The organism is Stenotrophomonas humi, assembly GCF_001431415.1.
Lineage (GTDB): Bacteria > Pseudomonadota > Gammaproteobacteria > Xanthomonadales > Xanthomonadaceae > Stenotrophomonas > Stenotrophomonas humi.
In genome coordinates, this window is the sequence record NZ_LDJI01000009.1 from 166,861 (window position 1) to 181,227 (window position 14,367).

Annotated in this window: 14 protein-coding genes and 3 tRNA genes; 6 read left to right on the forward strand and 11 right to left on the reverse strand. The window is 63.5% G+C overall.

The features are described 5' to 3' along the window. Nucleotides 1-21: 21 nt before the first annotated feature. From ABB26_RS19135 to ABB26_RS19535, 4 genes are all read left to right on the forward strand, one after another. Nucleotides 22-192, forward strand: a complete 171-nt coding sequence (locus tag ABB26_RS19135; RefSeq protein ID WP_161809010.1) for a hypothetical protein — start codon at nt 22-24, stop codon at nt 190-192. Then, nucleotides 189-755 (forward strand): hypothetical protein, encoded by a 567-nt coding sequence (locus tag ABB26_RS05195; protein WP_057632611.1) that lies wholly within the window; start codon nt 189-191, stop codon nt 753-755. Before ABB26_RS19135 ends, ABB26_RS05195 begins: the two co-directional genes overlap by 4 nt. Nucleotides 756-1,051: 296 nt before the next feature. Further along, nucleotides 1,052-1,378, forward strand: a complete 327-nt coding sequence (locus ABB26_RS19670; protein WP_057632612.1) for a helix-turn-helix domain-containing protein — start codon at nt 1,052-1,054, stop codon at nt 1,376-1,378. A gap of 26 nt (nt 1,379-1,404) precedes the next feature. Next, entirely contained in the window at nt 1,405-2,424 is a 1,020-nt protein-coding gene (locus ABB26_RS19535) for a tyrosine-type recombinase/integrase (RefSeq protein ID WP_275452811.1), read from the forward strand. On the opposite strand, the gene ABB26_RS05210 is transcribed toward ABB26_RS19535, so the two are convergent. Then, a tRNA-Val gene (locus ABB26_RS05210) sits at nt 2,375-2,449 on the reverse strand. The two genes, ABB26_RS19535 and ABB26_RS05210, sit on opposite strands and share 50 nt — an antisense overlap. Before the next feature lie 97 nt (nt 2,450-2,546). Beyond that, nucleotides 2,547-4,562 (reverse strand): excinuclease ABC subunit UvrB, encoded by a 2,016-nt coding sequence (gene uvrB / locus ABB26_RS05215; protein WP_057632614.1) that lies wholly within the window; start codon nt 4,560-4,562, stop codon nt 2,547-2,549. Between the two features lie 153 nt (nt 4,563-4,715). On the opposite strand from uvrB, the gene ABB26_RS05220 reads away from it, so the two are divergent. Next, nucleotides 4,716-5,279, forward strand: a complete 564-nt coding sequence (locus tag ABB26_RS05220; RefSeq protein ID WP_057632615.1) for a GspH/FimT family protein — start codon at nt 4,716-4,718, stop codon at nt 5,277-5,279. A gap of 61 nt (nt 5,280-5,340) precedes the next feature. Beyond that, a tRNA-Asn gene (locus tag ABB26_RS05225) sits at nt 5,341-5,417 on the forward strand. A gap of 410 nt (nt 5,418-5,827) precedes the next feature. Here ABB26_RS05225 and ABB26_RS05230 read toward each other — a convergent pair. The 9 genes from ABB26_RS05230 to ABB26_RS05270 all read right to left on the reverse strand — a co-directional run bounded on the left by ABB26_RS05230 (nt 5,828) and on the right by ABB26_RS05270 (nt 14,347). Continuing rightward, nucleotides 5,828-5,904: transfer RNA gene (locus tag ABB26_RS05230), tRNA-Asn, on the reverse strand. Between the two features lie 24 nt (nt 5,905-5,928). After that, on the reverse strand, nt 5,929-6,399 hold the full coding sequence (rlmH, locus tag ABB26_RS05235) for a 23S rRNA (pseudouridine(1915)-N(3))-methyltransferase RlmH (RefSeq protein WP_057632616.1): 471 nt from the start codon (nt 6,397-6,399) through the stop codon (nt 5,929-5,931). A gap of 75 nt (nt 6,400-6,474) precedes the next feature. Next, nucleotides 6,475-6,891, reverse strand: coding sequence for a ribosome silencing factor (rsfS, locus tag ABB26_RS05240; RefSeq protein ID WP_057632617.1), 417 nt, complete (start codon nt 6,889-6,891; stop codon nt 6,475-6,477). Between the two features lie 58 nt (nt 6,892-6,949). Beyond that, complete coding sequence (gene nadD, locus ABB26_RS05245; protein ID WP_057632618.1) at nt 6,950-7,609, reverse strand: nicotinate-nucleotide adenylyltransferase; 660 nt, start codon at nt 7,607-7,609, stop codon at nt 6,950-6,952. A 49-nt stretch (nt 7,610-7,658) separates the two neighbouring features. Then, the gene (holA, locus tag ABB26_RS05250; protein WP_057632619.1) at nt 7,659-8,702 is read right to left on the reverse strand and encodes a DNA polymerase III subunit delta; all 1,044 of its coding nucleotides are present in this window, start codon (nt 8,700-8,702) and stop codon (nt 7,659-7,661) included. 43 nt (nt 8,703-8,745) lie between these two features. After that, the gene (locus tag ABB26_RS05255) at nt 8,746-9,330 is read right to left on the reverse strand and encodes an LPS-assembly lipoprotein LptE (RefSeq protein WP_057632620.1); all 585 of its coding nucleotides are present in this window, start codon (nt 9,328-9,330) and stop codon (nt 8,746-8,748) included. 351 nt (nt 9,331-9,681) lie between these two features. After that, complete coding sequence (gene leuS, locus ABB26_RS05260) at nt 9,682-12,324, reverse strand: leucine--tRNA ligase (protein ID WP_057632621.1); 2,643 nt, start codon at nt 12,322-12,324, stop codon at nt 9,682-9,684. Nucleotides 12,325-12,482: 158 nt separating this feature from the next. Continuing rightward, entirely contained in the window at nt 12,483-13,082 is a 600-nt protein-coding gene (locus ABB26_RS05265; protein WP_057632622.1) for a DUF998 domain-containing protein, read from the reverse strand. Between the two features lie 488 nt (nt 13,083-13,570). After that, nucleotides 13,571-14,347 (reverse strand): OmpA family protein, encoded by a 777-nt coding sequence (locus tag ABB26_RS05270; RefSeq protein ID WP_057632623.1) that lies wholly within the window; start codon nt 14,345-14,347, stop codon nt 13,571-13,573. Nucleotides 14,348-14,367: the final 20 nt, after the last annotated feature.

A 14,367-nucleotide genomic window follows, 5' to 3' on the forward strand; every position in this document is an offset into this window, starting at 1 on the left:
GCCACGGCGCGGGGGTGTCGGATGAGTGACGTAATCGAGTCGCTGCGCGCTGCACATAAGAGAAACCCGGACGGAATCGACGTTCTGTCGATGGCCTGCGGGATTCCTAAGAAGCGCCTGATGGAGCTGATTCGCGGCAAGGGTGACCCGCTTGATAAGCGGGAACAAATGATCTTGGAGGCCATGCGATGACCGATGACCAACAGCGCGCCAGGGAGTTGCTGGCGCAAGAGTACGAGAGTCGCGGACTACACCAATCGGCCCGAGACATTCGGACAAACCGGATGGATGAGCATTTGGGATGGGTGCGCGAGGCAAACATGGCCCTCGCAGCCATCACCGCCGCCCTGCGCGCCGCGCCGGATGCTGTAGCCCTGCGCACGGCAATGGAAACGCTGGAGCAGATCGCATCGGCACCGGATGACAAAGGCGCGAAGTTCAACGCGGCCGGCACCATGGCGTTCTTGACGACGCAGGGTGCAGTAGGGCCGGAGTGGCGGCCAATCGAGACTGCGCCGGAAGGCAGGTTGGTAGTCGTCGGATGGATGGATACCGAAGACTCGCACTACCCAGAGAATTACGATTTCGACTATCTAGAGGATGGGCTCTGGGCGAAGCATGCAGATTGCGTCGAGCATGCTCATGCAGTCGCCCCGCCCGGCAGCAAGATGCCGAAGGAACAACCGCCGTACCAATGGTGGATGGACCTGCCTGCGTTCCCCGCCGCCCGCCCGCAGGGGGTGAAGGATGTCTAAGCCGTGCGATTCAACCTGCGAAAAGTGCGGGGGCAGCGACATTACTCTCTCCTTCCACGCGAAGGATGAGCTGCTTCGATCAGACGAATATGGGCGCTGCCGAAATCGGTTTGGCGCTAGCAACGGCTCTTACGGAATCCGTGTTTTCAGGGATCACATCTCATACAACTGCCGAACCTGCCAGTTCAAATGGCAAGGCCTGCCTATGCCAAAGCCGCGCAAGACGAAGCCAGCGGACAGCCCGCAGGAGGCGAGCGATGCGAGTAAGGCACCCGAGGCACTGAAAGGAGGGGAAGATGAGCGCGGCTGAGAGATTGCCAGACCTGTATACCGAGGCTTTCGCGGCTGCATATCTTGGCGTTGCTGAGATCACCCTGCGCCGAATCCGAAAGCGCGGACACATCGGCCACGTCCGCATAGGAAAGGCCGTCAAGTACACCGAACACCACCTACTGAAATACCTGGAGCAGCAAACGTGTCAGCCCGATTCCGCCTTGGCGACTACTGGATCGAACAGCGCAAAGGATCTGCCGTCTGGTACCGGGCGTGGCGTGACGCGAGCGGATGCAAGCAGCGCGCTTCGCTTGGCACAAGAGACATTGCAGAAGCACAAGTCGCACTAGCGCGGTGGTACGTCGAGAACGCAGCGATGCTCAATCAGGCGCCGCAGGACGTGCTGCTTGATACCGTGTTGACGCGGTACCTCGCCCAACACGGGGATGGCCTCGCCAGCAAGGACAGCGCCAAGCGCGGCGTTGCGCTGTGGCGCGAGTGGTGGAAGCCGAATGATGCTGTTGCCGACATCACCATTGGCCGCCAGGAGGACTTCCTCAAATGGCTGCGCGACAAGCAATACAGTGAGGGCTATTCACGCCGCATCTTGGGCGTGGGGAAATCGGCGTTAAATCGAGCATGGAAGCGCGGCGAGATCGCCCAGGTTCCCTTTGTGGAATTGCCGCCAATTGGTGACGCCTACCCTCACTACGCGACGCGCGAGCAGGTTGTGCGCCTACTGAATGCGCCAATGCCGGAGCACATCTGGGCGATGCTCCTTATCCGCCTGTGCACCGGCTGCCGTGGTGATGCTGCGCATGACCTGCAGGTTTTCCAGATCGACAGGCGCGCTGGCCTGATTCGCCTGAATCCGCCGGGACGCAAGCAGACGAAGAAGTACCGGCCGGTCGTGCCTCTGCTACCCGTTCTGGACGCCTACCTGGAAACGGCCAAGCCATCGGCCTGCGTGGTGCACTGGCACGGCAAGCGCGTGGCGTCCGTCAAAACCACTTGGCGCAAGATCCGAATGGCTGCCGCACTTCCGGTGTGGTTCGTTCCGAAAACGATCCGCCACACGGTCGCGACGTGGCTTCGTCAACGCGGCGTGCCTGCATGGGAAGTGTCGGGATTGCTCGGCCACCATGCGGGCGGAACGACAGACGCATATGCCAAGTTCGACCCGTCATATCTGGGTGAAGCACGAAAAGCGTTGATTGAGATACTCGCCGATCTGGCGAAAGATGTTCCGAGATTGTCGGAGCTGATTGGGGTCAGTGTGGGGTCAGTTGACCCGCAGACCCCATCAATTGATTCCACTGAAAGCACTGCTACATCTAGGCTTAAAGTGGTGGGCGGTACAGGGTTCGAACCTGTGACCCCTACCATGTCAAGGTAGTGCTCTACCGCTGAGCTAACCGCCCTTCTCAGCAACAATTTCTTCGTTGCGAGGGCGCGTATCTTAACCAACGAAACAGGGAAGGACAATAGATTTCTTCAAAAATCTTCACATTGCCTTCCTCAACCCAGATTCGCCTCCTTCAAGCGGTGAATCTGGTCGCGTACGCGGGCTGCGTCCTCGAACTCCAGGTCACGTGCATGTTGGTACATCTTCTGCTCCAGCTCCTTGATCCGGGCCACCAGCCGGGCCGGATCCATCGGCAGATAGTCCGCTTCCGGCTCGGCCACGCGGCGCCCCCTGCCCTTGACTGCCGACTTGGCCGAACCCTCCTCATGCGCGCCTTCGAGGATATCGACAATCGGCCGTGCCACCGACTTGGGCACGATGCCGTGGGCTTCGTTGTATTCCACCTGCTTCTGCCGACGCCGGTCCGTCTCGTCGATGGCCACCTGCATCGAGCGGGTCATCTTGTCCGCATACAGAATCGCCTTGCCACGCAGGTTGCGCGCGGCGCGGCCGATGGTCTGGATCAGCGAGCCGCTTGAACGCAGGAAGCCTTCCTTGTCCGCATCGAGGATGGCGACCAGTGAAACCTCGGGCATATCCAGGCCTTCGCGCAGCAGGTTGATGCCGACCAGCACATCGAATTTGCCCAGGCGCAGGTCGCGGATGATCTCCACACGCTCCACCGTGTCGATGTCCGAGTGCAAGTAACGCACGCGGATGCCGTGCTCACTCAGGTACTCGGTGAGGTTCTCGGCCATGCGCTTGGTCAAGGTCGTGACCAGCACGCGGTCGCCCATCTTGATGCGCGCATTGCATTCGGACATCAGGTCGTCAACCTGCGTGCCGACCGGACGGATCTCGATCTGTGGGTCGATCAGGCCGGTCGGGCGCACCACCAGCTCGGTGATGTCATCGCCCGACTCGCGCAGTTCATACGGGCCCGGCGTAGCGGACACATAAATGCTGCGCGGCGAGCGCGCCTCCCATTCCTCGAAACGCAGTGGACGATTGTCCAGCGCCGACGGCATGCGGAAACCGAACTCCACCAGCGTCTCCTTGCGCGAACGGTCGCCTTTGTACATCGCACCGATCTGCGGAATGGTGACGTGCGATTCGTCGATCACCAGCAGCGCATCCGCCGGCAGGTAATCAAACAGCGTTGGTGGCGGCTCACCCGGCGCCTTGCCGGTGAGATGCCGCGAGTAGTTCTCGATGCCGTTGCAGTACCCCACCTCGGCCATCATCTCCAGATCGAACTGGGTGCGCTGCGCCAGGCGCTGCGCTTCCACCAGTTTGTTCTGCGCGTACAGCTGCTCCAACCGCTCCTTCAACTCCACCTTGATGGTTTCGACCGCAGCCAGCACCCGCTCGCGCGTGGTGGCGTAATGCGTCTTCGGGTAGATGGTGTAGCGCTGCATCTTGCGCAGGCTTTCGCCGGTAAGCGGATCGAACATGCTCAGCTGCTCGATCTCGCCATCGAACAACTCGATGCGCACCGCCTCGCTGTCCAGCTCGGCGGGAAATACATCAATAACCTCACCACGCACACGGAACGTACCGCGCTGCAGCTCATACTCGTTGCGCGTGTACTGCAACTGGGTGAGATGCTTGATCAGGTCGCGCTGGTCGATGCGCTCACCAGTTGAAAGGATCAACCGCAACGACAGGTAATCCTCCGGTGCGCCGAGGCCATAGATCGCCGACACCGTGGCCACCACGATCGCATCTGGCCGCGACAGCAGGGTCTTGGTCGCGGCCAGCCGCATCTGTTCGATGTGCTCATTGATCGAACTGTCCTTCTCGATGAAGGTGTCCGATGACGGCACATAGGCCTCGGGCTGGTAGTAGTCGTAGTAGCTGACGAAGTACTCCACCGCGTTGTGCGGGAAGAACGCCTTGAACTCGCCATACAACTGCGCGGCCAGCGTCTTGTTCGGCGCCATCACCAACGTGGGGCGCTGCACCTGCTGCACGACATTGGCGATGGTGTAGGTCTTGCCCGAGCCGGTGACGCCCAGCAGTGTCTGCTTGGCGATACCGGCCTCGAAATTCGCCACCAGTTTCTCGATGGCAGCGGGCTGGTCACCGGCCGGGGAATACGGCGATACGAGCTGAAAGCGATCGGACATGGGGAGCACTTGCCTGCGTGGACTGCCCAGTATAGCCAGCAGGGGGATGACGACCTGCCACGGATCAGCCCCACGTTCAGCCCCGCCGGCAACCGACTGGCGAGCCAATGCCAACCGGCAACCCTAGCCAAGTCCCACCCGGCAAGGTCGCACATGTCCCGCCCTCCCCACTTCCCACGGCAGCTGCACGTCCTCTCGCCAAAAGGGTTCACCCTGATCGAACTGCTGGCCGGCCTGGCGGTACTCGCATTGCTGGCAGCCCTCGCCGCGCCATCCCTGGCGGCCCTGCTGGAGCGGCACCACGCCCTTGCCGCCGAGCATGCCCTGATCCACCACCTGCAGCTGGCAAGGATGGCCGCCATTACCCAGCGGAAACCGGCGGTGCTATGCCCTTCGCTCGATGGCCATCATTGCAGCGGCCGGAATGACTGGAGCATCGGCTGGCTGGTGTTTGTTGACCGACACGGCAAGCGCACACTCAGGGATCCCGCAGATATCGTCCGCAGCGACACCCATCCCACCACGTCAAAACTCAGGCTCGTCAGCACACGCGGCAGGTCCAGCATCCGCTACCAGCCGGATGGGCACAGCACTGGATCAAACCTGACCATTTCCATCTGCAGCAAGGACGGCGCAATGCTCGCGCAGGTCATCGTCAACAACGCCGGTCGGGCACGCAGCCAGCGCCCCAAGACGCCACGGGCCTGCACTGAATGAGCAAACAGCAGCAGATGAATGGTTGCACGGTCCGCTCAGGACGATTAGAATACGCCTCCCCGCCCGAATAGCTCAGCCGGTTAGAGCACTTGACTGTTAATCAGGGGGTCGTTGGTTCGAGTCCAACTTCGGGCGCCAGATTAAACAAAAAAGCCTGCGAGCAATCGCAGGCTTTTTTGTTGCCAGATATTCCTGCCCGGTGACGCACTGACGTTACTCGCACCACGCGCGCGCGGCAGAGGCTGCGTTCGCAGAAACCGGTCCGTCACCATAAAAGCGGCGCAGGCATTCGCGCCCCGGGATGAAATCCCCGCGCCAAGAATCACAGGATTCAAGAACGCCGTGCGCCTTCGTCAGGAGCTGCGCCTGTGTACGCACGCACGTTTCGTCGACCCGCGCCGTGGACGAACGCCACACCCTATTCCCGGTGGGCCGATGATTGCGGGACGATATCCGCAACACGAATGTGTTGATTGCAACGCCATCTCCGCTTCGCCCGATGATCAGGCAAAGAAAAAGCCGCGATTTCTCGCGGCTTTTTCAATATTTGGCGCCCGAAGTTGGACTCGAACCAACGACCCCCTGATTAACAGTCAAGTGCTCTAACCGGCTGAGCTATTCGGGCGGGGACGCGCATTCTATACGCATGTTACGCGCGATGGTAGGGGTGATTGGCCAACATTGCCGCCGCGCGATACAACTGCTCGGCGACAACCAGCCGAACCAACATATGCGGCAAGGTCAGCGGGCCAATCGACCATTTTTCATCCGCCATTGCAGACACTTCCGCGGCATGCCCTTCCGGGCCGCCAATCAGAAACGCCAGGTCGCGACCCTGCGAACGCCAGTGCTCCAACCGCTGCGCCAACTGCTCGGAGCTGAGCTGGCGGCCAGGCACATCCAGCGCCACGACATAAGCATTTTTCGGCAATGCCGCCAGCACACGCTTACCTTCGTCTTCGATGGCGCGTTTCGGGTCACGGCCCTTGCCGCGCAGGCCTGGCTCGATCTCCACCAACTCAAGCGGCAGCCAATGTGACAAGCGCTTCTGGTACTCGGCAAACCCCTGCGCCACCCAGGACGGCGCGCGCTCACCGGTGGCAATCAATCGAGCTTTCATGGCGCGACCTCGGCATGGCGTTGAAACGAAGACGGCGCCCTGCGGCGCCGTCGCGAAGCATGAAGCACAGAACGATCAGCGATCGTCCTGCTCATCATCCTCGTACGCCGACGGCGGCTGGTCACCCACCGTCCACAGGCGCTCCAGCGCATAGAGCTCGCGCACGCGCGGCAGCATCACGTGGACGATCACATCGCCCAGGTCCACCAGCACCCACTCGGCCTCGCGCTCGCCTTCCACGCCCAGCGGCATGACGCCGAGGTTCTTGGCAAAGCGCACGACCTCGTCACCGATCGACTTGACGTGACGGGTGGAGGTGCCGGAGACGACAACCATGTAGTCGGCGACGCTGGATTTGCCACGCACGTCGATCTCGACCGCGTCCCTGGCCTTGAGTTCTTCCAGCGCGGCATGAACGGATGCCAGCAGGGCCGGAACGGACGGCGGCGGGCTGGGCAATTGGGTCTTGATGACTTGGGCTTCGATGGTCAAAGCAGCAGAACTCGATGAATAAGGGGTCGATTATAGAGAACCCAGCCGAAACAGGCATTCACGACACTGCATGGCACCCGTACAGGCCCTGAGCCTGAATGTAGTCAGCCACCTTCGCTGGCACCAATGACTGCCACTGACCGCCACTGGCGATCATGTTCCGTACGGCCGTGGCCGATTCCGTCTGCAGTGGCTGCCGCAGTCGCCAGACCCGCCCGGCAGCGCGGGAAAGCACGCTGATCGAAGGTGCCCAGGCATCGCGCAGATGGGCCGCCAGCACCGGCGGCAAGGTGCCATCCAGGGCACTCCCCGGCCGCTCGGCCACCACGATATGGGCCAGCTCGAGCAGGTGCTCCCATTCATGCCATGTGGTCAGTCCCAGCAGGCTGTCCGCGCCCATCAACAACGCCACCGGGCGTGACATCCCGAACTCAGCCCGGATGTCGCGCAGGGTATCCATGGTCCACGAGGGCACCCCGGGCCGCAGCTCGGCGCGCCGCAGCTCGCGCAGGTCCACGCTGAAGTCCGGCTCATCGGCCGCCGCCAGCGCCAGCATGTGCGCGCGTTGCCGGGCATCGGCACCGGGCACCGCGCGATGCGGGGGGTCGGCAGCCGGCATCAACCGCACCGGCACCTGAAGCTCCTGTGCCGCACAGCGGGCGATGGCCAGGTGACCATTGTGAACCGGATCGAAGGTGCCGCCGTAGAACATCAACATCCCGGCCGGCGGCGATTCGACGGGCGCCGCGGGTACCGAATGCGGCACGTCAGCGCACCCCGCGCGCCAGCAACCGCACCGCGCGCGCTTCAGCCAGAGCGACCAGCAGACGCTCCAGCGCCAACCAGGGGTCACCGTCGGCGCGCCCCTTGGCCATGCGATCCACTTGCGAGGCTTCGGCCACGAAACGCTCCCAACGGCGCGGATCCGGATGCCGTTGCAACGCGCGCTTGAAGGGGGCCTGGCGCGATTCCCAGATGCCCTTGGCCTTCATCTCGCCAGCAAGGTTGCCCCCGGCGGCCTGCACCCGTGCCAGGCCCGCGGTGAGCAGCAGCTCGCGGATCACCATCGGCATCAACGCCGCCACGGCCTCGCCTTCGCCACGCAAGCCGGCGAGCATGCGCAACACCGCCTGCGGCTGGCCGGAGAAGGCAGCCTCGTTGAGGCGGAACACGTCGTAGCGGGCCGCATCGGCGACCAGCGACTCCATCTTCGCCACGTCCAGCGGCTGGCCATCGGCCAACAACGCCAGCTTGTCGATCTCCTGCGCGGCGGCCAACAGGTTGCCTTCCACCCGCTCGCTCAGCCGCTGGACGGCGGCCGGATCGGCGCGCAGCCCTTTGGCCCGCAGCCGCCGCTCGATCCAGTCACCCAGTTCGTGCGGCTTGATGGCCCAGGCCACCGACAGCACGCCTGCCTTCGAAACCGCTTCGGCCCATTTGCCCTGATGTGCTTTGCTCCACTCGCCAGCGGTGATCAGCAACACCACATCCGGCGGCGGCCGCGCGCAGAAATCGCTGATGACTTCCGCGCCTTCCTTACCCGGCTTGCCGCTGGGCAGCCGCACTTCCACCAGGCGGCGCGCACTGAACAGACTGGGCGCATTGAAACTGGACGACAGCTGGCTCCAGTCGAAGTCGCGGCCATCGGCATCGAACACCTCGCGCTCACCAATACCCTCGGCACGCGCCTTGGCGCGCACCGCATCGGCGGCTTCGATGACCCGCAGCAACTCGGGGCCGGCAATCAAATAGACAGGCGCCAGGGCCGAGGAAGCGGCCTGGGTCACCAATTGTTCTGGACGCAGCTCCATTGCCTACTCCTGCCGTTGTGACATCAGGGACACCGGCGATGCCTCAGCCGGCATCACCCTCGCCTTTGGCACCTTCGACGACAGGCAGCGCATTCTTCTGCTTTTCCATATCGGCGCGGATCACACTGTCGATGCGGCGCAGGATGGAAGCGGACATTTCCCGGCGCAGTTCATCGGCCAGGATTTCGCGCTCGGTGGTGGTGCCGGTGGCATCTTCCGGCGGCGACACGTAGTCGCGCGACAGTTCGACCGCCTGCTCCGGCACCAGCACGCTGCCATCGGGCTTGAGGAAGGAGAACACCACGGCATAGCGCAGGCTGTATTCCTGGGCACGGCCCTGGGAATCGATGGCGATGGGCAGGTCGCCCCAGCGCTCGGAGCGGATCTGCAGACGGGCCAGGCCCGGATCGTCCTTGCCACGTCCCGGCGTTCCATCCTCACCGACAACGGTGACGCCGGAGGCACGCAGGCCGCGATTGATCAACTTGACCAGCTCGCTGTAGCGGGTCTGGGACTCCACCTTGACGGACGGCATGTCTGCCGGGAGCGTCAGCCGGTTGCGCAGATGGAAACCGCAGCCGGTCAGGGTCGTGGCAACAAGGATCAGGGCGATCAGATATCGGGTCATGGACACAGTCTGTAGGAGCCAGCCGGGAGCGGCAATAGAAAACAGCCCCGGATCATCGCGCATTGGAGGTGAGCGGGGATGAAACCGTGCCTTGCCGGTAGCCGTAGGGACCGCATGGCAGCTGTTCCTGGCAACGTGCCTGAAGGGGTTGCCGGAGCAGAAGCAGGAGCCCCTCCGCATAAGTTGCGGGCACCTCGCACCGTGTACCAGCCACGCACAGCACACGTGGCGTTCAGTCATGCACGAGCCAGTGACTCGCAAGCCGCTTGCGGGAGACCGGAGGCCTCCCCCGTCGTCCGCAGGAGAACGACACGCCCCCGCCGGTCAAGGGCGGGGGCTCGTCTGGCTGTTTTACGCCGCGACGATATTGACGATCTTGCCCGGAACGATGATGACCTTGCGGATGGTCAAACCGTCCAGGAACTTGGCCGTGTTCGGCTCGTCCTTGGCAGCGGCTTCAATCAGCTCGCGCGAAGCATCGGCGGCCACGTCGATCGTGCCACGCAGCTTGCCGTTGACCTGCACGGCCAGGGTCAGGGCGTCCTTCACCAATGCAGCAGCGTCGGCCTGCGGGAACGGCTGGTCTTCCAGCAGCGTCTCGCCATTGCCCAGCAGCTGCCACATGGCGTGACAGGCGTGCGGAGTGATCGGGTTCAGCAGCAGCACCGTGGCTTGCAACGCTTCCTGGCGCACCGCACGGCCCTGCTCGCTGGCATCGTCGAACTTGGCCAGTGCGTTGAGCAGCTCCATCACCGCGGCGATGGCGGTGTTGAAGGCGTGGCGGCGACCATAGTCGTCGCTGACCTTGCCGATGGTTTCGTGGGTCTTGCGACGCACGGCCTTCTGCTCGGCGGTCAGTGCTTCCACATCCAGTGCCGGCGCAGCCCCGCCGTCGGCGTGCTTCTGCACCATCGTCCACAGGCGACGCAGGAAACGCGCCATGCCGTCGACACCGGCTTCGTTCCATTCCAGCGACTGTTCCGGCGGGGCGGCGAACATCGAGAACAGACGCACGGTGTCGGCACCGTACTTGGCAACCATCGCCTGCGGGTCCACACCGTTGTTCTTGGACTTGGACATCTTCTCGGTGCCGCCGATCACCACCGGCTGACCGTCGCTGCGCAGCGTCGCGCCGACGATGCGGCCACGCTCGTCACGCACGGCGTCCACATCGGCCGGGTTGAACCAATCCTTGGAACCGTCGCTGTTCTGGCGGTAGAAGGTTTCGGCGATGACCATGCCCTGGCACAGCAGGTTCTGCGCCGGCTCGTTGCTTTCCACCATGCGTGCGTCACGCAGCAGCTTGTGGAAGAAACGGAAGTACATCAGGTGCAGGATGGCGTGCTCGATGCCACCGATGTACTGGTCCACTGGCAGCCAGTAGTTGCCGCGCTTGTCCACCGCGTCGCGGGCACCCGGCGAGGTGTAGCGCGCGTAGTACCAGCTCGACTCCATGAAGGTGTCGAAGGTGTCGGTTTCCCGCTCGGCCGCGCCGCCGCAGTCCGGGCAGGTGGTCTTGCGCCATTCCAGGTCAGCCTTGATCGGCGAACCGGTGCCGTTGAGCTCGACGTTCTCCGGCAGGATCACCGGCAACTGGTCTTCCGGCACCGGCACCGCACCGCACTTGTCGCAGTAGATCACCGGGATCGGGCAGCCCCAGTAACGCTGGCGGCTCACGCCCCAGTCGCGCAGGCGATAGTTGACGCGGCGCTGGCCCTGGCCCTTGCGCTCGAAGCGCTCGGCCAGTGCCTCGAAGGCGCCCTGGAAATCCAGGCCGTCGAACTCGGCCGAATTGACCAGCTCGGTCTCGCGGCTCTTGTCGGTGTACCAGTCCTGCCAACGGTTGGCGTCGTAAGTGCGCTCGTCGTCGTTCTTCGGGTTCTTCAGCGCGATGACCTGCTTCTTGGGCAGGTTGTACTTGGTGGCGAACTCGAAGTCGCGCTGGTCGTGGCCGGGAACCGCCATCACCGCGCCGGTGCCGTAGCCCATCAGCACGAAGTTGGCGACCCAGATCGGCACCTGCTCGCCACTGACCGGATGGACGGCCTTCAGGCCGGTGTCCATGCCGCGCTTTTCCTGGGTTTCCAGCTCAGCCTCGGACACGCCACCCTGCTTCAGCTCGGCCAGCAGCGCGGCCAGCGCCGGATTGCTCTTGGCGGCGTGCAGGGCCAGCGGGTGCTCGCCAGCGATGGAGACAAAGCTCACGCCCATCACCGTGTCCGGGCGGGTGGTGAACACGCGCAGCGGGTCCAGCGCAGCACCATCCACGTCACGCACGTCGAACTGGATTTCCAGGCCTTCGGAGCGGCCGATCCAGTTGCGCTGCATGGTCTTGACCGAATCCGGCCAGCCCGGCAGTTCGTCCAGGCCGTCCAGCAGTTCCTGGGCGTAATCGGTGATGCGCAGGAACCACTGCGGGATCTCGCGCTTCTCAACCAATGCGCCGGAGCGCCAGCCGCGGCCGTCAATGACCTGCTCGTTGGCCAGCACGGTGTTGTCCACCGGATCCCAGTTCACCACCGAGTTGCGGCGGTAAGCCAGGCCCTTGCGCATCAGCCGGGTGAACATGCGCTGTTCATGCACGTAGTACTCCGGCGTGCAGGTGGCGAACTCGCGCGACCAGTCGATCGCATAGCCCATGGCCTTGAACTGGCCACGCATGTGGTCGATGTTGGCGTAGGTCCACTTGGCCGGCGCGGTCTTGTTCTTGATCGCAGCGTTTTCGGCGGGCAGGCCGAACGCGTCCCAGCCCATCGGCTGCAGCACGTTGTGGCCGGTCATGCGCTTGTAGCGGCTGATGACGTCGCCGATGGTGTAGTTGCGCACGTGGCCCATGTGCAGCGCACCGGACGGGTACGGAAGCATCGACAGGCAGTAGTACTTGGGCTTGTCCGAGGTTTCAGTCACCTCGAATGCGCGCGTGGCCTCCCAGAATTTCTGGGCGGCGGATTCAACCTGCTGGGGATCGTAGATATTGGGTTCGACGCTGGACATGTCAACGCTGGGCAACGGCAAAGCAGCAAAGGGTACCGCAGTGCATCATTGCACTCCAATCCGGACCGCACCTGCCTGCGACGATTACCCCCAGGTCATTGATATTCGTGAAGTTTCATGATCGCCATGGATTCCAGACAGTCCCGGCAAAGTGAGTTTCAGCGTCTCGGCAGCAACCGCCACGCACCCAGCAGCCAGACCAGCCAACCGAGGAACGCCATCCGCTGGGCCATTGCCACCGGCATGGCCGCCTGGAACAGGAAGGCACTGCAGGCACTCCAGATCGCGCAGACCACGGCCAATGTCGCCAGCGACCGCCATGGACTTCCCTTGCCGGCCCCCATCCTCAAGGCAATCGCGCCGGCACAGAACGCAACCAACCACAGCAACCAGGCACTGGCATGGAACTGACTGGCACGGTTCTCGATATCGTCCACATCCAGCGGCAACAGCCCCATCGCGGCGAAGGCAACGCACGCCAGCAGCAGCATCTGCCCGCCGACCCGCAACGTACGCGGCGCACTGGCCGGCATGCGCAACACCAGGTCGAACATGGCCAGCGCCGCCAGCAGGCCCGGTACTATGAAACCCACCGCACTGAACAGTTCGCCCCCCGGTACGCCTCGCGCGCCCAGCAGGGAAATCGGATGGCGCAACTGGTCGTAGCCGTCCAGACGAGCGCCGAACACCATCACGGCGACAACCCAGACCAACGCTGCAACCGGCCCTGCCCAGGCCAACACTTTCAGTTTCGACACGCCAACACCCTGCCCGATTGCGGCCGGGACACAGACGTACCGGCTAACGGATGCATTGTGAGGGCTGCAGGATGCGGCTGCACGATCACGTGATGTGGTGCCGACATTCGCGGAGGGCACGGGGTGCAAGGGAAAGACGCGCGGCCGCGGCCCTGCGTCTTTTGCAACCGATCAAGCCCCGCAGCGAAAACACCCGCAACCACCTCCAGTGCAGTGCAGCGCACGAGCAGCAATGGGCCAACACACCCTGAACCTCACCGAATCCGTCGAGAAAGGAAAGGAGCAAAGCATCAGCCAGCGGGGAGATACGGAACGCCGGCTGCCGCGCCACTCTGCTCCCTTCCTTTCACCACGGATCAGGCGAAGGAAGTTCGATGTACTCCACCGTGCCTGCGCATGACGCGACTGCCTGGCAGGCGTCTCACGCGCGACAGTTCCGACGGCGGACTGGGGAGGGAGTGCCGTCGGGCTGCCTGCCGCGCTTTCCATCAACCGCCGATGCCGGAAATCTCCACGCGCCGATTCGGCGCCAGGCATGTCACCAGCGCAGTTCCATTGGCGCCATCACATTCGACCAGCGGCTCGGTACTGCCCCGCCCTTCGGCACGGATGGAACCGGCGGGAATGCCCTGCTGCACGAGGTACTCACGTACGGTTGCTGCGCGGCGTTGCGACAGGCCGAGATTGTAGGCATCGCTGCCGATCCGGTCGGTGTAGCCCACGACCACCAGGTTGACCTCGTTCACGCGCGGCCCAAGGCTGCGCACCACCTCACTCAAACGTGCCTTGCCAGCATCGGCAAGGGTGGCGCTGTCAAAAGCGAACAATGCGTCAGCGGAAATGCGCAGCGGTGCTTCAGCCGCCGGAGGTGCCGGTGCGGGAGCCGGTGCGGGAGCCGGTTGCAGTAGGGCCGCGCAGCTTTCCGGTTTCCACGATTGCCCGGTGCTGATGCCCCCATCACCGAACCGCACCTGGAACTGGCATTGAATGGGCGCCGCACCCACGCTGCCACGGAAATTGAACAGGTAATTCCATTCGTGCACGCCCCACAGGCCTTCGTTGAAATGCGGCGTACCCAGCAATGACTGCAGTTGCTGCTTGCTCATGCCCGGCGCGTACTGGCGCAGGTTGTCCAGATTCACGTAGGTGCCACCGGCCGGGTAGGCCCGTGCCGGGTCGGGAAACGCATCATCACGCACCTGCCCTTTGCTGCTGCAGGCCGCCAACGTCACTACCAGTGCAAGTACAGACCATTTCGTGTTCATCACATCCCCCGTGCGCGCAG